18 protein-coding genes are annotated in these 17,842 nt (G+C 61.6%); 1 reads left to right on the forward strand and 17 read right to left on the reverse strand.

Annotation, left to right across the window (positions count from 1 at the left end; all coding sequences use genetic code 11):
- The 11 genes from IBX54_RS01810 to IBX54_RS01860 form a co-directional block, all read right to left on the reverse strand.
- Positions 1–934, reverse strand: a 934-nt coding sequence (locus IBX54_RS01810; protein WP_296540946.1) for an acylphosphatase, incomplete at its 3' end; no start/stop codon positions are given.
- 83 nt (positions 935–1,017) lie between these two features.
- Positions 1,018–1,989: a hydrogenase nickel incorporation protein HypB gene (gene hypB / locus IBX54_RS01815; RefSeq protein ID WP_296540947.1), complete on the reverse strand. Its 972-nt coding sequence runs from the start codon at positions 1,987–1,989 to the stop codon at positions 1,018–1,020.
- Between the two features lie 288 nt (positions 1,990–2,277).
- Positions 2,278–2,619: a hydrogenase maturation nickel metallochaperone HypA gene (gene hypA / locus IBX54_RS01820; protein WP_296540978.1), complete on the reverse strand. Its 342-nt coding sequence runs from the start codon at positions 2,617–2,619 to the stop codon at positions 2,278–2,280.
- Between the two features lie 12 nt (positions 2,620–2,631).
- On the reverse strand, positions 2,632–3,027 hold the full coding sequence (locus IBX54_RS01825) for a hemerythrin family protein (protein WP_296540948.1): 396 nt from the start codon (positions 3,025–3,027) through the stop codon (positions 2,632–2,634).
- Positions 3,028–3,060: 33 nt separating this feature from the next.
- Positions 3,061–3,564: a [NiFe]-hydrogenase assembly chaperone HybE gene (gene hybE, locus IBX54_RS01830; protein WP_296540949.1), complete on the reverse strand. Its 504-nt coding sequence runs from the start codon at positions 3,562–3,564 to the stop codon at positions 3,061–3,063.
- Positions 3,561–3,827, reverse strand: coding sequence for a HypC/HybG/HupF family hydrogenase formation chaperone (locus IBX54_RS01835; RefSeq protein WP_296540950.1), 267 nt, complete (start codon positions 3,825–3,827; stop codon positions 3,561–3,563). Before IBX54_RS01835 ends, hybE begins: the two co-directional genes overlap by 4 nt.
- 13 nt (positions 3,828–3,840) lie before the next feature.
- Complete coding sequence (locus tag IBX54_RS01840) at positions 3,841–4,332, reverse strand: HyaD/HybD family hydrogenase maturation endopeptidase (RefSeq protein ID WP_296540951.1); 492 nt, start codon at positions 4,330–4,332, stop codon at positions 3,841–3,843.
- Between the two features lie 163 nt (positions 4,333–4,495).
- Complete coding sequence (locus IBX54_RS01845; RefSeq protein WP_296540952.1) at positions 4,496–6,202, reverse strand: nickel-dependent hydrogenase large subunit; 1,707 nt, start codon at positions 6,200–6,202, stop codon at positions 4,496–4,498.
- Positions 6,203–6,238: 36 nt separating this feature from the next.
- A complete protein-coding gene (gene hybB, locus IBX54_RS01850) occupies positions 6,239–7,414 on the reverse strand; it encodes a Ni/Fe-hydrogenase cytochrome b subunit (RefSeq protein ID WP_296540953.1) in 1,176 nt (391 codons plus the stop codon).
- On the reverse strand, positions 7,411–8,406 hold the full coding sequence (hybA, locus tag IBX54_RS01855; protein ID WP_296540954.1) for a hydrogenase 2 operon protein HybA: 996 nt from the start codon (positions 8,404–8,406) through the stop codon (positions 7,411–7,413). Before hybA ends, hybB begins: the two co-directional genes overlap by 4 nt.
- A gap of 2 nt (positions 8,407–8,408) precedes the next feature.
- Entirely contained in the window at positions 8,409–9,581 is a 1,173-nt protein-coding gene (locus IBX54_RS01860; protein ID WP_296540955.1) for a hydrogenase small subunit, read from the reverse strand.
- 214 nt (positions 9,582–9,795) lie between these two features.
- Here IBX54_RS01860 and nikR point away from each other — a divergent pair, with 214 nt between their 5' ends.
- Positions 9,796–10,290: a nickel-responsive transcriptional regulator NikR gene (nikR, locus tag IBX54_RS01865; protein ID WP_296540956.1), complete on the forward strand. Its 495-nt coding sequence runs from the start codon at positions 9,796–9,798 to the stop codon at positions 10,288–10,290.
- A 1-nt stretch (position 10,291) separates the two neighbouring features.
- Here nikR and IBX54_RS01870 read toward each other — a convergent pair whose 3' ends face one another.
- The 6 genes from IBX54_RS01870 to dnaG form a co-directional block, all read right to left on the reverse strand.
- The gene (locus IBX54_RS01870) at positions 10,292–11,032 is read right to left on the reverse strand and encodes an energy-coupling factor ABC transporter ATP-binding protein (protein WP_296540957.1); all 741 of its coding nucleotides are present in this window, start codon (positions 11,030–11,032) and stop codon (positions 10,292–10,294) included.
- Positions 11,029–11,838: a cobalt ECF transporter T component CbiQ gene (gene cbiQ / locus IBX54_RS01875; protein WP_296540958.1), complete on the reverse strand. Its 810-nt coding sequence runs from the start codon at positions 11,836–11,838 to the stop codon at positions 11,029–11,031. Before cbiQ ends, IBX54_RS01870 begins: the two co-directional genes overlap by 4 nt.
- A complete protein-coding gene (locus IBX54_RS01880; RefSeq protein WP_296540959.1) occupies positions 11,835–12,767 on the reverse strand; it encodes an energy-coupling factor ABC transporter permease in 933 nt (310 codons plus the stop codon). Before IBX54_RS01880 ends, cbiQ begins: the two co-directional genes overlap by 4 nt.
- Before the next feature lie 108 nt (positions 12,768–12,875).
- Positions 12,876–13,403, reverse strand: a complete 528-nt coding sequence (petA, locus tag IBX54_RS01885; protein WP_296540960.1) for a ubiquinol-cytochrome c reductase iron-sulfur subunit — start codon at positions 13,401–13,403, stop codon at positions 12,876–12,878.
- Positions 13,404–13,418: 15 nt separating this feature from the next.
- Complete coding sequence (gene rpoD / locus IBX54_RS01890; protein WP_296540961.1) at positions 13,419–15,731, reverse strand: RNA polymerase sigma factor RpoD; 2,313 nt, start codon at positions 15,729–15,731, stop codon at positions 13,419–13,421.
- Between the two features lie 244 nt (positions 15,732–15,975).
- Positions 15,976–17,841 carry a DNA primase gene (gene dnaG / locus IBX54_RS01895; protein ID WP_296540962.1) on the reverse strand — a complete coding sequence of 622 codons (1,866 nt, stop codon included), beginning with the start codon at positions 17,839–17,841 and terminating at the stop codon, positions 15,976–15,978.
- Position 17,842: the final 1 nt, after the last annotated feature.

Genomic DNA, 17,842 nt, shown 5'->3' on the forward strand with positions numbered 1-17,842 from the left:
TCGCGATGACGAAGTCTCTGTTCAAGGTCCGTGTGCGGTATCGGACCAGGTACGGGGGGCTCGCAGTGACGATGTCGGGTGCAAGGTTCGTGCGCGGCGACGTGCTTGACTCTTGCGGTTCGCAATGACCAATTTCCGCATAGGGTGCCACGCTGGCGGTGTTGGCCAGCATCACGGCAAAAGGTTTGGCCTCGCGGTTTTTGCGCTGACGCAGTCGCGCCACGGCCTGCGCGTTGCGCGCATCGCAGGCCAGGTGGAAACCGCCCAGGCCTTTGATGGCAACGATCTGGCCGGCTTGCAGCAGCGCCAGGGTGCGCGCAATGGGGTCGCCTGCCAGCAGTTGGCCCTGGGCACCAGACAATTTCAAGCGCGGGCCGCATTGCGGGCAACAGGTGGTCTCGGCATGAAAACGCCGGTTGTCGGGCGCGGTGTAGTCCAAGCTGCAGGCCGGGCACAGCGGGAACGCTGCCATGCTGGTTTGTGGGCGGTCGTAGGGCAGGGCGCGGGTGATGGTAAAGCGCGGGCCGCAATGGGTGCAGGTGATGAAGGCGTGGCGATAGCGCCGGTTGGATGGGCTGAACAGCTCAAGCAGGCAGTCATTGCAAACCGCCACGTCGGGGCCAATGGCGGTGGCGGCCTGGCCCGACTGGCTGGCGATGATGCTGAACGCCGCAAATGGTTCTGCCACCAGGTCGTGCGCCAGCACGCTGTCAATTCGCGCCAGCGGCGGCGCCTCAGTGCGCAGGCGCACCAGCATTTCGGCTAAAGCGGGCGGACTGCCCTGGGCCAGGATTTCGACGCCCTGGGCATCGTTGCGCACCCAGCCGTGCAGGCCAAGCCGCTGGGCCAGGTGCCAGACAAAGGGCCGAAAACCCACGCCCTGCACAACGCCGGTGACGCGCAGCTGCCTTGACGGCAAACCCTGTGTCGTCATCGGGCTACAGCGTCGGGCTGAGCAAGCAAGGCCAGCGCCAGCATCAGCTCACTGTGCAGTTTTGGCAAATATGGCGGCCCCCATCAGACCGCCGCGTTGGGTTTTGGCTGGGCATGGGTCTGCGCTTGCGCTTCAAGCTGCGCCTTGAGTTGGGCAATCTGGGCCTGCAGGCTGGCCACGGTTTGTGATTTGGCCGCATGGGTCTGGGCGATGTTGGTGCGCAGATAAGCCAGCCACTCGCCCATACCCTCGCCGCTGGTGGCGCTGAGCTGGATCACCCTGATCTGCGGATTGACCCGGCGCGCGTAAGCAATGGCAGCGTCCACGTCGTACTGCAGATGCGGCAGCAGGTCGATCTTGTTGAGCAGCATCAGGCTGGCGGCGCGGAACATGTCGGGGTACTTGATGGGTTTGTCTTCGCCCTCGGTTACCGACAAAATCACCACCTTGTGCGCCTCGCCCAAGTCAAAAGCGGCCGGGCACACCAGGTTGCCCACGTTTTCGATCAGCAGCAGCGCGTCATCGGTCAGCTTGAGTTGTGTCATGGCGTGGCCCACCATGTGCGCATCCAGGTGGCAGCCCTTGCCGGTGTTGATCTGGATGGCTTGCGCGCCGCTGGCGCGAATGCGCTCGGCGTCCTGGCTGGTTTGTTGGTCGCCCTCGATCACCGCGACCGGGTAGGTGCCCAGCAGTTCGATGGTTTTGCACAGCAACGTGGTTTTGCCCGAACCCGGGCTCGACACCAGATTGAGCGCAAAAATGCCGCGCTCGGCAAGCGTCTGCCGGTTGGCTTGGGCGTAGGCGTTGTTCTTGGCCAGAATGTCCTGCTCGATCTGCACCATGCGGCTGGGCGGTACGCCGGGCGCATGCGAATGCGCTGCGGCTGCGTCATGCGCGGGTTCGTGATCGTGATCGTGATCGTGGACATGCCCATGCTCATGCGGGTGTTTATGGGAATGGCGCGTGCCATCGGCGTGCACATGCTCGTGCGCGTGCGCCGCTGCCGCGCCTTCGATTTTGACTTCACCTTCACCGCAACCACAGGTCACACACATCGTATTTCTCCTCGTTTCGATTCGGCGGGAAAAGCGTTTGCACGCTTGCCCTGCCACAGCCTGTCATTTTGTCAACCCATTGCGTCATTGCGCGCCAGCCGAATCAGGCACGATACCGCACACGGACTGTGAACAGGGACGTCGTCACTGCGAGCCCCCCGTATCCGGTCCGATACCGCACACGGACCTTGCACAGAGACTTCGTCATCGCGAGCGAAGCGTGGCGATCCATCACTTCCGGGGTCATGGATTGCTGCGTTCGCAATGACGGTCACTTTCGCAATTTGTCTATGTTACTTCCAGCTCCTTGACCCGCATTTCGGTGCCGCCGGTCACCTGCAATTGGTAGCCGCCGCAGCTTGGGCATTCACCAAACACCTCGGTCATGGGCACGGTTTTGGCGCAGGCCATGCACCAGCCCTGGCCGGGTGTGGCAATGATCTCCAGCCTGGCGCCGTCGGCCACGCTGCCGCGCGTGACGGCATCAAAGCAAAAGGCCATGGCCTGCGGCTCGACCCCCGAGAGTTGGCCGATTTCGAGCCAGACGGCGCTGACCTTTTTGAACGCGTCCTGGCGCGCAGCGTCTTCAATGAGCTGCAGCACGCCTTCGGCCAGCGACATTTCATGCATGCTCAAGTGGCCTCAAAGCCCCAGACGGACATGGTCTGCCAGTCGCTTGTCGCGGGTGGCGATATGCTGAGTGATAAAGCCAGTTACGTCGTGGGCTTTTTGCTTTAACAGGCTGCCCTTGCCGGCGATATTCCGGGCCGCCATGTCGCGCAACACTTCAAGGATGTGGCTATGGTTGCCTTGGTGTTCCTCATAGTCGTCGTAGCTTTTCATGCGCATCAGCAGTTCTTCGGACATGAAATGCGCTTCGCTGTAATCAATGAGATCGCTGAGAATCTGATGGACTGTGGTGGCCATCGCCCCGGAGTCAAGCGCCAGGCAGAGCTTTTGCAGTAGCTCAAGTTGCATTTCATGCTCGCGGTCGGTGTCCTCGTTGGCTTTGGCGTTGAATTCTTCAATGGGTGACATGTTTTGCATCGTTTGTTTTTTGAAGGGTAAAGTTTACGATTTGCGAAAAGCCAAAAAGCCGCGCCTTGAAAGCACTTTCTTTTCCGGTTTTTTGTCAACTTGTTCTGCGGTGCTGTCTTTTTTGACTGCAGGCTCGGTCAGCAGCCCGATCAGGGCGGCACGCGCAGTCTGCACGGCCTCGAACTGGTTGCCAAATTTGTTCATGGGTGAAAACAGCGAGCAGCTCTGGTATTCGCCCAGCTCGTCCTCCTGGCCGCCCAGAAAGGCAAAGTCACCTGCCGGAAACTTGATGAAGCGGCGCTTGTTCACGCCCACTGACACCCAGCCTTGCGCATGGCCGGGCAGCAGCGTCAGGCTCATGCACCAGGGCGTGACCACCATGCCCAGCCAGTGCCCTTGCCAGCGCTGGAAATCAATGGCCTCGACCGACAGCGCCGGATTCAGAATCGGCACCCCGGCCATGCTGGTTTGCTGAATACGGAAAAAGGCGGCTGCCACCGCTTCTTCAGGGTTGTGCGTGTGCACCCGCGGCGTCATGCTTGGCCTATTTCGGTCGTGCCCCACAAGCGGGCATCGCCAGGCTGCGTCATGAGTTCCTGCATCAGCGCCAGCGACTCCCGGGCGCGCTCGGGTTCGATGCGCTCAAAGGCAAAACCGCCGGCCTGAATCAGCAGGTAGTCGCCCGCCTGAACCTCATCAGCCATCAGCAGCAGGCTGACGCGGCGGGTCTGGCCAAAACATTCGGTCAGCGCCATGCCGTCAGCCACTTCGAGCACCAGAGAGGGCGCGGCCAGGCACATGATTCTTGATGCCTCAGGCGGCCAGAGCCGCAAGCGGCGCCAGCACATAGCCACGCGCGCGCAGCTCGGCCACGGCTCGGTCCACCAGCTCGGGAATGGCAGCGGCCACGGTGGGCGTCATCTCCATGCCCAATTCGAGTGAGATCGGCTCCACGCCCAACACCACGATTTCCTTCGGAATGGCATCGAGCAATTCCAGGCTGGCCAGCACGTCGGGCAGGCCGATCTGGTGAGGCGAGAGCTTGTCGCGGAAAAATACCGGAATCTCGTCACCGGCGATTTTGACCAGGGTGCCCGGTGCGGCGCCGGTCAGGACAACGTCAATCACCAGCAAGAAATCGAGGTTGGAGAGGTCTTCGATCATCTCCATGCCCGAGGTGCCGCCGTCGATCAGCAGCACGTTGTCGGGCACGTGCCAGGCCTGCTCCAGCGCCTCGACGGCGCGCACACCGGCGGCCTCGTCGCTGAGGATGGTGTTGCCGATGCCCAGGACGACAGCGCGCACTTAGTACTCCACCTTGGAAATGCAGGAACATGAAAACGTGTCTTTTTCCGCCTGGCGTCGTTGGTCGTCGTTGCCATAGCTACGGCTATGTTGCCTCCTCTGGCCTAACCAGTCAGAAAAATCCATCATTTTCATTTTGTTCCTCCAGTTCTGAGCTGCAGTACTAAACCGCCTTGACCGAGAACGCCGCGCCGCTTTTCGGGTCGGTGAGGTGGATGGCGCAGGCGATGCAGGGGTCGAACGAGTGGATGGTGCGCAGCACTTCCAACGGCTTCTCGGGGTCGGCAATCGGGGTGTCCACCAGCGAGGCCTCATAGGGGCCGGGCTCGTCCTTGTCGTTGCGCGGGCAGGCGTTCCAGGTGGACGGCACCACGCACTGGTAGTTTTTGATCTTGCCGTTGTCAATGACGACCCAGTGCGACAGCGCGCCGCGCGGCGCTTCGTGAAAGCCCACGCCCATGACCTCGCTTTTGGGGAACACCGGCTTGTTGAAAGTGGCCATGTCGCCTTTGCCCATGTTGGTGAGCAGGGCTGTCCATTGCTCGGAGAGCAGATCGACATTGACGCAGCAGCTGATGGCGCGCGCCGCGTGGCGGCCGATGGTGGAGTGCATGGCGTCCAGGCCGATCTTGGTCTTGGCCAGGGCCGATACCGTTTCAAGCGTTGCCGTGGCGTATTTGGTGGTGGCCTCGTGACCGGCAGCCAAACCGTTGAGCACCCGGGCCAGCGGGCCGACCTGCGCCACCTCGCCGTAGAAGGTGGGCGACTTCATCCACGAGTATTTGGCATCGTCCTTGAAGTCGGTGTAGTTGGGGGTGGTCTCACCGTTGAAGGGGTGCAGTGCACCCTCCTTGTTGTAGTCGTACCAGGAGTGCTTGACCGATTCTTCGACGCCCTTGCGCCAGTACTCGTCCTGGAACGATGCGATGGGTTTGCGTGTGGCCAGATCGCCCCCTTTGATGTAGCCGCCGGGGTAGGCAAACTGCGTGCCTTTGGTGTCGAGTGGCACGTCGGGCACCGACAGGTAGTTGGTGATGCCTTTGCCGATTTGTGTCCATTCGGGGTAAAACGCACCCACCGCAGCCACATCGACGAGGTACACATTTTTGACAAAGTCGGCCAGATCGTCGATGTAGCTCTTGATGGCCATCAGCCGCTCCACCGTCAGCACGGCCTGTGAATCGGTGGCCAGCGGGTTGGCCACACCGCCAACCGCCACGTTCTGGATGTGTGGCGTTTTGGAGCCCAGAATCGACACGATCTTGTTGGCCTTGCGCTGCACTTCAAGTGCCTGCAGATAGTGCGCCACGGCCATCAGGTTGACCTCGGGCGAGAGCTTCATGGCCGGGTGACCCCAGTAGCCATTGGTAAAAATGCCCAACTGGCCGCCGTTGACAAAATGTTTCAGGCGTTCGCTCACCTTGCGCATCTCGTGCTTGCTGTTGAGGTTCCAGCTCGACAGGCTCTCGCCCAGCAGGGCAGCCTTGTCGGGGTCGGCCTTGAGGGCCGAGGTGACATCCACCCAGTCGAGCGCCGACAGATGGTAGAAGTGAACAATGGCATCGTGCACCGAGTGCGCCGTCATGATGATGTTGCGGATGTACTGCGCGTTGAGCGGAATCTCGAGGTCGAGCGCGTTTTCCACCGCACGCACCGAGCAGATGGCGTGCACTGTGGTGCAGACGCCGCAAATGCGCTGGGTGATGGCCCAGGCATCACGCGGGTCACGCCCGAGCAGAATCAGCTCCACGCCGCGCCACATCTGGCCCGACGACCAGGCCTTGTTGACCTTGCCGTTGTTGATATCGACGTCAATGCGCAGGTGGCCTTCAATGCGGGTGATGGGGTCGATGGTGATACGTTGTGCCATGTGATGTCTCCTGGATAATTCTTGAACCGGTGCCGTTTACAACAGACTGGGTTTTGCGTGCGCTTCTTCCCGCGGCAAGACGGGAAAACGCCGGGTGATGATGATGTAGCCCAGCACCTCGATGGCAAAAAAGCCAACCGTGACCATGATTTCGGTGAGCGACGGGAAGTAGCTCCAGCCGGTGCCGGTGTGGTGGCCGTAGCCGATCAGAAAACCGTTGAGGCGCAGCAGGATGCCGCCGACCATGATGGCAATGCCGGCCAGAAACAGGTTGGCCGGGTTGCGTCGCGCGGCGGTGCTGCCAATCAGCAGGAAGGGCGCCACAAATGCCAGGTTCTCGACCCAGAATGAGATCGCCACCCAGCTCGGGGTAAAGGCATGGCCCCAGGCGCCGCGCAAGCTCAGGTCAAGCACGCGCACCACCAGGTAAAGCGCCAGCACGCCAAGCATGATTTTGGACAACGGGTCGAGCAAATGCACCTCGATGCTGCGCCGGTAAGACGCGGCCGCCACGCACGACTCGAACAGCACCACGCCGTAGCCAATGACGATGGCGGTGAGCAGGTAGATGAGCGGCACAAACGGGGTTTGCCACAGCGGGTTGACCTGGTCGCCCATCACCACCAGCATGGTGCCCAGCGACGACTGGTGCATCATCGGCAGCAACACGCCCAGTGCGATGAAAATGAACAGCCATTTGTTGAGTTTTTTGCGGACATCATGCAGGCCGAGCTTTTCCAGGAACACTGGCGAGAACTCGATCCACATCACCAGGATGTAGGCGGTGACGCACACTGCCACCTCGAACATCACCGAGTTGGGGTTGGCGTAACCGGGCCAGAAGATGTGCCAGAAGTTCCACCAGCGGCCCAGATCGACAAAGATGCCGGCACCGGCCAGGGTGTAACCAAACAGGCTGGCCAGCAGCGCGGGGCGCACCAGCGGGTGGTATTGCCCCTTGTTGAAGATATATACCAACAGCGCCATGGAGAAGCCGCCGCAGGCCAGCGCCGAGCCCACCATGACATCCATCACCACCCAGATGCCCCAGGAGTAGCCGTCGTTGATGTTGGTGACCGAGGCCAGGCCAAAAATAAAGCGCACCAGCAAAATGGCGACCATGATGGCGATGATCACGCCACAGACCACGGTGACGGCGTTGAGCAAATTGCCGCCCACGGGCGCGGGCGCTGCATGTTGATGGGTGCTCATGATTGGGTCTCCTGGCTGTCGTCCCGGGCGGTGTCGTCTTTGTCACGCACCGTCTTTTTGGCAATGAAGCTCAAGGCACCCAGTGCCACCACGGGCAGCACCAGTCCGCCGTAGAGCGAATGCTGGATGGTCTCGGAGGTGGATGCCGATGACTTGGGCGGCAGGTCGGGCATACCCACCTTCTGAAAATTGACCGCCGACAGTTTCAGCACCTGGGTGCCGCCGTATTCGTGCTCGCCATACACATGGTCCAGGTAAGTGCCAACCTTGCCTTCGTAGCTTTGGTCCGGGCCGTCAATGCGCCCGCGCGGGTAGTTGGTGACGCTGCCGGGCTCCAGCGCAATGCGGCGCTTGGCCTCCAGCAGCAGATCAGCCGTCTTGCCGTACAGCGTGGCGCCGGTCGGACAGACTTCGGCGCAGGCCGAATAGCCGCCGTCGGCATGGCGATGGCGGCACAGCTCGCACTTGCCGATCTTGCCGGTGGGCGAGTCGTACTGGTATTTGGGAATGCCAAACGGACAGGCCACCACGCAGTAGCGGCAACCGACGCAAATGTCGGGGTCGTAGGCCACGATGCCCGTCACCGGGTCCTTGATCATGGCCGACACCGGGCAGGCCGACACGCAGGAGGGGTCGGCGCAGTGCATGCACGAGGTCTTCATGAAGGCGAAGCCATCGACCTCGGCGTCCTTGGTCTGCATGGTGCCGTTGCGGTACATCTTGATGATGTTGAAGGTGTAGCCCGAGGTGTCGAGCGGTGTGTCCCACAGTTTGTCTTCGGTGGAAAATTCGGGCGGGTTGTTGTTGGCCTGCTTGCAGGCCGCCACGCAGGCTTTGCAGCCAATGCACAGGGTGGCGTCGTAGAGCAGGCCCAGCCCGTCTGCGGGGCGGGTGTGGGTTTCACGGGCGCAGGCCTCGGGTGCCAACGAGGCACCGGCGAGTGCCGCACTCCCGGCCAGCGCGCCTTTGAGAAAGTGACGACGGGAGGCCATGGTCAGACCTCGCTCTTCTCGGTGGCCTGGCTACCCGCCTTGGCGCGCTCGGCTTCTTCGGCCTGGTGCGACAGACCCAGGTTGCGCGTCAGCATGACAGCGGCACCTGCCGCCGCCCCCGCCAGCGCAGCCAGTGCGGCCGCCGAGGCAAAGCTGGCACCCTTGCCGCTTTCTTCGACGATACGCGGGTATTGCTGCGGCGGCACGATGTTGATGACGGTGGCCACCTGATGAATGGGTTTGGTAAAGCCGACGTCTTTTTCAATGCAACCAATGCAGGGATGGCCGCAACCCACCGGCCAGTTGTTTTCTCCGGCATCGCCAAAGCCCAGGGTGGAGCAGTTGCCATAGGTTTCCGGGCCCTTGCAGCCGAGCTTGTACAGGCAGTAGCCCTGGCGGTGCCCGGCGTCACCGAACTCCATGGCAAAGCGCCCGGCATCAAAGTGCGCGCGGCGCTCGCAGTGCTCATGGATCAGGCGCGAGTAGGCGAACTTGGGGCGCCCCAGATGGTCCACATCGGGCAGCTTGCCGAAGGTCAGAAAGTGCACCACGGTGGCCAAAAAGTTGTACGGGTTGGGTGGGCAACCCGGAATGGTCACCACCGGTTTGCCCAGCACATCGGCCACGCTGGACGCACCGGTGGGGTTGCCGCCCGAACTCGGCATGCCGCCCCAGGATGCGCAGGAGCCGATGGCAATCACGGCGGCAGCATCGGCCGCGCATTCCTTGAGCATGTCGATGGCGTTGTGGCCGCCAATTTTGCAGTAAATGCCGTTGTCCTTGACCGGAATCGCGCCCTCGACCACCAGCACATACTTGCCCTTGTTGGCGGCCATGGCGTCTTTGCGGGCGGCCTCGGCCTGGTGGCCGGCAGCGGCCATGAGCGTCTCGTGGTAGTCGAGCGAGATCACGTCGAGAATGAGTTTTTCAAGCGTTGGGTGCTCGGCGCGCAACAAGGACTCAGAGCAGCCGGTGCACTCCTGAAAATGCAACCAGATCACCGAGGGGCGTTTGGCCGATTCGATGGCCTTGGCCACGGCTGCATCGGCGCCTTTGGGCAAGCCCATGGTGACGGCCAGGGTGGCGCAAAACTGCAGGTAGTCGCGCCGCGACATGCCCAGGCGGTTTTCAATGCCGCGCAAGGCATCGCGCCCAAGCTCAAAAATTTCGTTCATGTTGCCCATCTTGTCTCCTCGTATAGTCAGGTGATGCATTGACCCGATCCACTCAGGTTTTGCAAGTTGTGGGCCAAGTTGAAAAGGCATGATTTGGACTTGAATTCAAGGGTTAACCCGAATTTTTTGATTCGCATGAATCCCTGGGGTGGTTAGTAGATAGCCGGCCAACTAACCAGCAAAAACTTCATTTTTTCGACATCTGGAGAGCAGCATGGAACGCATCACTATTTCCATAGACAGCGCACTGGCGCTGGAATTCGACCGCCTGATTGCCCAGCGTGGCTACAAAAATCGCTCGGAGGCGGTGCGCGACCTGGTGCGCTCGCATCTGGAGGCCGCGCGCATGGCGCAGAGCCCCACCGGGCATTGCGTGGCCAACCTGTCGTATGTGTATAACCACCACGAGCGCGACCTGGCCGAGCGCCTGACCGCCTTGCAGCATGGGCAGCACGACTTGACCGTGGCCACACTGCACGCGCATCTGGACCACGACAACTGCCTGGAAAGTGTGATTCTGCGCGGCGCCACAGCGGCGGTGCGCGCTTTTTCTGATGCCATGATGGCCGAGCGCGGTGTGCGCCACGGCTTGCTCAATGTGGTTGCGGTGGAACTGGGTGGCGCGCACACGCATGGCCATGACCACCCGCACGGGCATGCCGCAGAGGAGCCGCTGCACAGCCACGTTCACTTGAAACCGAAAACCTGAGTCAGATGCGGCACTGCAAGCTCAGCGGTGGCTCCAGATGGCAGTGCGCCAGTAGCGCGGCATCGGCAAAGATGGCTTCGGGTGCGCCGTCGGCCTCGATGATGCCTTCGCGCATCACCAGCACGCGCGAGCACAGGTCTTGCACCAGGTCGAGGTCATGGCTGGCGATGAGTTGGGTCAGGGCACAGCCTGCCAGCAAGTTGATCAAGCGGCGCCGTGCTGCCGGGTCGAGCGCGGCGCTGGGTTCATCCAATACCAGCAGCTTTGGCGCCATGGTCAGCACCCCGGCGATGGCGACCATGCGTTTCTCGCCGCCCGAGAGCCGGTAGGGCGCCCGGCTGGACAGGTGGCTCGCGCCCACCGTGGCCAGCGCCTGGGTCACCCTGGTTTGCACTTCGTGCGCTGGCAGGCCCAGGTTGGTCGGCCCGAACGCCACGTCCTCTTGCACTGTGGGCATGAACAGCTGGTCGTCAGGGTCTTGAAACACCAGGCCGACCTGGCGCCGCACTGCCAGCAGGTTTGTGGCATTGACGGTCAGCCCATTGACGCAAACCTGCCCCGAGCTTGGCTGCAGCAGGCCGCTCAGATGCAGCAACAAGGTCGATTTGCCGGCGCCGTTGCTGCCGATCAGGCCCACCGTTTCACCGGGCTGAATGACAAAACTGACGCCACGCAAGGCCATTTGCCCATCAGGGTAGGCGTAGTGCAAGTCTTGCACCGCCAGCGCGGTGGGCTGATTCATCGCGCCACCGCCAGCACCCCTGCGCCCAGCAGATGCGCCAGATCAAGCTGGCGTGCAAGCACAAAGCCCAGCAGGCAGGCACTCAGAAAAAAGCTGTCGCGGCGCTGCCAATGCCCGCTCGCAGTGCGCTGCAGGCGGCCGTCAAAGCCGCGCGCCAGCATGGCCTGGTGCACACGCTGGGCACGCTGCAGGGCACGCAGCAGCAAGTGGCCCAACAATGGTCCATAGATTGCCAGCCGCATAGGCCGGCCGTTGGCGCGCAATTCGCGCGCCAGGCTCATGTGCGCGGCCTCATTTGCCAGCACCAGAGCGTAGCGGTGCAACAGCAGCAACTGGGTGGTGAAGACCTGTGGCACACCCAAACGCGCCAGCGCGGCACACAGCGGCGCAAAACCGGTGCCCGCCACCAAAATCAATCCGGCCGACACCGTCAAGGCAAAGCGGATCAAAATCGACGCAAACGACAGCCAGCCGCTTGACACCGGGACACCGGCCACGGTCAAAACGGTTTGCTGATCGAGCAACGGATTGAACATGCCCAGCATCACGGCAAAGGGTGAAGCCAGCAGCACACCGCGCCCGATCATGCGCCACGGCAAATTGCCCAGCGCCGCCAGCAGCACCGGGAACAGCGCCAGCGGCAGCAGCGCCGCCACGCTGGTGCGCGGAAACGACACGACCGTGACGATAAAGCCCAGCGTGGCCAATAGCTTGGCGCGCGGGTCGAGCCTGGAAAGCGCCGAGGGCTTGGTTGCCAGTCGCTCCAGCGACTCGAAGTCTCGCAGCGCGGTGCTGATCAGGCTCACTGGCGCGGACTTTTGTGGCGCTTGAACCAGTAGCCCACGGCCAGCACCAGGAACAGGGTGATGGTGCCGCCGACCACACCGGCCAGCGACGCACCTGCATCAACAGCAGGCCAGGCGGGGGCCTCTGCGGCGACGCTTGTGACCCCCATGGTGTGGGCGATGGCCCATTCCAGGCCATCCGGCTTGCTCGACGCAAACCATGACAACACAGCCGCCGTCAACAGGGCGACGGCAGCCACGCCGATGACCACGGGTGAGGCGGCACCTGGTGCCCGGTGTACGCCAACCGCCAGCAGGTCAGGGCGCGCTTGCCGGACAAACACGATGAGCGCGGCGGTGGCCAACCCTTCGCCGATGCCGATGGCCAGATGGATCGGCTGCATCAGCCAGATGAACGCGGCCACCGGCAGGCTGCTGATGCCCGACCAATGGGTTTGCATGACCACCCCCAAGGCGCCCAATTGCACAGCGATCACGCTGCTGAGCAGGGCGACCCAGCCAATGCGCCGTTTCGAGGGCAGGGTGCCAGCACCGCGCATCAAGGGCCGGTAAACCAGTGGGTAAACCACCAGGCAGCTGATCAGGCCGATGTTGAACAGGTTGGCCCCCAGGGCCAGCAAGCCGCCGTCGGCAAAAAACAGGGCTTGTACCGTCAACACCGAAGCAATCACCAGGAATGCCGCCTGGGGGCCGAGCAGAATCGCCAACAACAACCCGCCACCCAGATGGCCGCTGGAACCGGTGCCAGGAATGGTGAAGTTGATCATCTGCACAGCAAAGACAAAGGCACCGAGCACGCCCATCAGCGGCACCAGGTCGTCACGGTCGCTGGTTTTCATGGTGCGCACGCACCACGCCAGGGCGCTGCCGGAAGCGAGCCAGAACGACGCGCCAACCGCGGGTGAGAGCAGGGCATCGGCCATGTGCATGAGGTCACCTCGCTTGGGTAGGAATGGCGGCTGATCGTGTGAAGAAGTTTTTTATTGTATGACTTGCCGCAAACCAAAGGCAAGAAGATCGACGCGTCGTGGCGGCATTCAGGCGCTGGCGCCCAGCACCAAACGGTTTTCCGAGGCAAAGTGGTGTGCTGGAATCACCAGGTTGGCCGGTGCCGGGCCCGCTTTGAAAACGCGCCCGGCCAGGTCGTAATGCGAGGCATGGCAGGGGCAGGTGAAGCCGTCGGCACCACGCAACTGGGGCGTGCAGCCCAGATGCGTGCACAAGCCCACAGCGACAAAAATGTCGGGCTTGAGCGAGCGGTGCCGGTTGCGGCAGGCTTGCGGCTGCACCGAGTGTTGTGAGTCGGCGTCAAGCAGCAGTGCTTCGTGAGCGGCCAGCGCAGCGACTTCGTCGGAAGAGCGGCGCAGCACCCAGACCGGCTTGTCCTGCCAGTTCAGCGTGAGCAGTTTGCCTGCGGGCAGGTCTTGCAAATCAACCGCCAAGGGCGAACCCTGCGGGACATCATTGGCGTGCTTTGCCTGCCACCAGTAAGTCAGCCCGGCCACAGTGGTGCCAGCACTGGCGCCCAGTAGCAGCCCCCGACGATTGACGCGAACGGGTGTCACGTCGTTCCCCGGCGCTTACAGGTTGTCGGTGAAGCTGCGCAGCTTGTCTGAGCGGCTGGGGTGCTTGAGTTTGCGCAGCGCCTTGGCCTCGATCTGGCGGATGCGCTCACGCGTCACGTCAAACTGCTTGCCCACCTCTTCGAGCGTGTGGTCGTTGGTCATTTCGATACCAAACCGCATGCGCAGCACCTTGGCTTCGCGCGGGGTCAGGCTGTCGAGAATGTCTTTGACCACGTCGCGCAGGCCGGCCTGCATGGCGGCTTCCATCGGGGCGGTGTTGGCGCCGTCTTCGATGAAGTCGCCCAGGTGGCTGTCGTCGTCGTCGCCAATCGGTGTTTCCATGGAGATCGGCTCCTTGGCAATCTTCATGATCTTGCGGATCTTGTCCTCAGGGATTTCCATGCGCTCGGCCAGCACCGAGGCATCGGGCTCAAAACCAAACTCCTGCAGGTGCTGGCGGCTGAAGCGGTTCATCTTGTTGATGGTCTCGATCATGTGCACCGGAATCCGGATGGTGCGCGCCTGGTCGGCAATACTGCGCGTGATGGCCTGGCGAATCCACCAGGTGGCGTAGGTACTGAATTTGTAGCCGCGGCGGTATTCGAATTTATCAACGGCCTTCATCAGGCCGATATTGCCCTCTTGAATGAGGTCGAGGAACTGAAGGCCGCGGTTGGTGTACTTCTTGGCAATGGAGATGACCAGACGCAAGTTGGCCTCGATCATTTCCTTCTTGGCGGCGCGCGAAGCATATTCACCTTCATTCATGTACTTGTTGATGTCCTTGAGCTGGTCCAGCGGCACCACCACCTTGGTTTGCAGGTTCATCAGACCCTGTTGCAGCTCCTGCACCGGTGGAATGTTGCGGCCCATCACTGCACTCCAGGGTTTTCCTGCTGCTGCCTGTTTTTCGATCCATTTCAAGTCCAGCAAATGGCTGGCTACTTTGTGATGGTGCTTGTCGCGGCCGCTGAATTCGGCAATGAAGTGCTCATGCGGGTAGCCGCATTTATCGACAATGATGCGGCGCAGTTCGCGCTCCTTCTTGCGCACTTCATCAACCTGACCGCGCACCATGTCGCACAGTTTTTCGATGGTCTTGGCGGTAAAGCGGATCGACATCAATTCGTCCGACAGCAGCTTTTGCGTTTTGAGGTAGGTGGGGGTACCGTAGCCTTCCTTGTCGTGGGTTTTGAGGATTTTTTCGTGATACTCGCGCAGGCGGTCAAAGCGGCTCATGGCCTCTTTTTTAAGCTCTTCGAGTTTTTTTGTCAGCGCTTTGGAGCCGCCATTGCCATCGTCGTCGTCTTCGGCATCAAATTCGTCGAAGTCTTCTTCGGCCACATAGTCATCGGCTTCGTTGGGGTTGGTGAAGCCGTCAACGATGGTGGTGATCACCACTTTGTCGCTGCGGATGTCTTCGCCCAATTTCAGGATTTCGACAATGCTGGCAGGCGAGGCCGAAATGGCCTCCATCATGGCCATCAGGCCGCCTTCAATGCGCTTGGCAATCTCGATTTCGCCCTCGCGCGTGAGCAACTCGACCGTGCCCATTTCGCGCATGTACATGCGCACCGGGTCGGTGGTGCGGCCAAATTCGCTGTCCACCGTGCTCAGCGCGGCTTCGGCCTCTTCTTCGGCTTCTTCCTCGGTGGCGGCGGTGGGGCCGTTCTGGTTGAGCAGCAGGGTCTCGGCATCAGGGGTGTGTTCGTACACGGCCACACCCATGTCGTTGAGCATGGATACCACCACCTCCATGGTTTCGGCGTCAACCAGCTTGTCGGGCAGGTGGTCGGAAATCTCGCCATGGGTCAGGTAACCGCGGGTTTTGCCGAGTTTGATCAGCGCCTTGAGACTCAGGCGACGCTTGTTCAGGTCGTCTTCGGACAATACCGTCTCGTCGAGACCAAATTCCTTCATCAAGGCGCGCTCTTTGGCCTTGCTGATCTTCATGCGCAGCGGCTTGACCTTTTCGGTCGTGGCTTCCACTACCTCGGGCTCGCCCACCAGGTTAGCCTCTATGTCGCTCATGTCAACATCATGGTTTTCGTCTTTTTTGCCAGCCTTGCCGGCTTTGGCTTTGGGGCTGCGCTTGACCGCAGCCTTGGCGGAGTTGGCAGCTTCGACAGCTTTGGTGGTTTTTTTCTTTTCGACGGGTTCAACCACCTTGACGGCAGTTTTTTTGTCTTCCGGGATGGCTTTGCTCTTGGAAACGGTCACAGGGGCGGCTTTCGGTTTGGCGGTGGATACGGCCGGTTTGGCGGATTTCGTGGCAACGCTGGTCTGCTCTTTGGACGCAGCAGGTTTTTTGGGCTTGGTAGCAGGCATGATGGCACCTCAAAAACAGTAACGGCAGGATGGGCTAACGCTTTTGCAGCCAGCGTCGGGCAAGACAAGGAGTGAACCAGGCCAGACAAGTTGGGTGGGCGAACATTTGGAATGCAGTCCTTGCGGTAGTTTGGCCGGATGAAAAGTTTGTCATCAATTGGCCGGGCCCGGAGGTGCTGCTGTCGCGCTTGTCAGAAAGTGCCGGATTATACCTTTTTCGATCAACCCGACAGCTGTTGGGGATTCAGGTGGCAGACTCCAGCAGCAAGCGTCGCGCCTGGAGTTCGCGGTAGCGATCAAGGGCACCAGGGTCGGTTTTGGCGGCTTCGATCGCCCCTGTTTCTTCAGCTTTGAGTTGCTCGATCAGCATGCGGTTGATCAAATGGCGCAGCTCGTTGAGTTCTTCGTCGGCATCGCTGTCTGCGCCAAGCTCGTAGCCGGCCATGAGCTTGCAGGCGAAGTCTTCACTCTCATGCCCGCGCAGTCCTTCGCGCAAGGCTGCCCAAGGCATGGGGCCGTGCTCATGGAGCTGGCTCTCCAACCATGAAAAAAGCGGGCCGTGCGGTGCTGGCAAGCCGCACAGCAGGGTGTGGTCTTCGGCCGAAAGCGATACCAGCGCGGCCATGTTGTCAAGCAGGATGCGCGCGGCATGGTCGGCGCGGCTGGCGGGCAGACGGCTACCCGAGAGCCGCGCGCCGGCCTGGCTTTTTGACGTTTTGCCGCGGTAGCTTTTGTATTCGCCGGTGGCGCTGCCCTCATTGAGATAAGGATCAACGCGCTCCCGTTTGACCTTGGCTCGGGCGAGTCCAGGGTGCCAGATGTCGTTGAGCTCGCGCGGGCTGAGTTGCACCAGATCGGCAATTTCTGCCAGCAGCTGTTGCTTGAGCGCGCCCGCAGGCAGCAGCTCCCAAAGCGGCCGGGCGTTGCTGGCCAAATGGGCGCGGCCCTCGGCGCTGTGCAGGTCGCAGCCGTCGCGCGCGGCATCGATCAAAAAACGGCTCAGGGGCACGGCCTCGCTGACGTAGCGGGCAAAAGCCTCCTTGCCGTGTTCGCGAATGAAGCTGTCAGGGTCGTGCTCGGGCGGCAAAAACAAGAACTTGACTGAGCGCACGTCGGTGGCCAGCACCAGCGCGGCATCGAGCGCCTTGCGCGCCGCGCGCCGGCCGGCGCTGTCGCCGTCAAAGCTGAACACCACCGAATCGGTAAAGCGAAACAGCTTGTGCATATGCTCGGGGGTGCAGGCCGTGCCCAGCGCGGCCACCGCGTTGGGAAAGCCCAGTTGCGCCAGTGCCACCACATCCATATAGCCTTCGGTAACGAGCGCGTAGCCGTGCTCGCGCAAGGCGTTGCGCGCCTCGAACAGGCCGTAGAGCTCGCGCCCCTTGCTGTACACCGGCGTTTCTGGCGAGTTGAGGTATTTGGGCTTGTCGTCACCCAGCACGCGCCCGCCAAAGCCAATGCACTCGCCCTTGATGTTGCGGATCGGGAACATGACACGGTCGCGAAAGCGGTCGTAGCGCTTGGCCTCCTGGCCTTCTTCTTCGCTCAGGATCACCAGGCCACTTTCCACCAGCAGCGGGTCGTCGTAATTGGGGAACACGCTGGCCAGGCTGCGCCAGCCTTCGGGCGCGTAACCAAGCCCGAACTGCTTGGCGATCCGCCCGGAAAGCCCCCGCCCCTTGAAATAGGCTACCGCGCGCTCGGACATCTTCAGGTGCTTTTGGTAGGCCCGGCAGGCCTTTTCCAGCACCTCGTTGAGTGTGCTTTGCTTTTGCCGCTGCTCGGCAGCGCGCGCCCGATCTTGCGGGCTGGCATTGTCTTCGGGCACCTTCATGCCAAATTGCTGAGCCAGGTCCTGCACCGCCTCGACAAAGCTCATGCCCGCGTGCTCCATCAAGAAACCAATGGCGTTGCCGCTTTTGCCGCAGCCGAAGCAGTGGTAGAACTGCTTGCTTGGGCTGACTGAAAAAGAGGGCGACTTTTCGCTGTGAAATGGGCACAGACCCATGAAGTTGGCGCCCCCTTTTTTAAGCGGCACATAGCGCCCCACGATCTCCACCACGTCGGCGCGGGCGAGCAATTCCTGAACAAAGGTCTGGGGGATGGACATG

It is taken from the genome of Rhodoferax sp., assembly GCF_014859475.1.
GTDB lineage: Bacteria > Pseudomonadota > Gammaproteobacteria > Burkholderiales > Burkholderiaceae_C > Rhodoferax.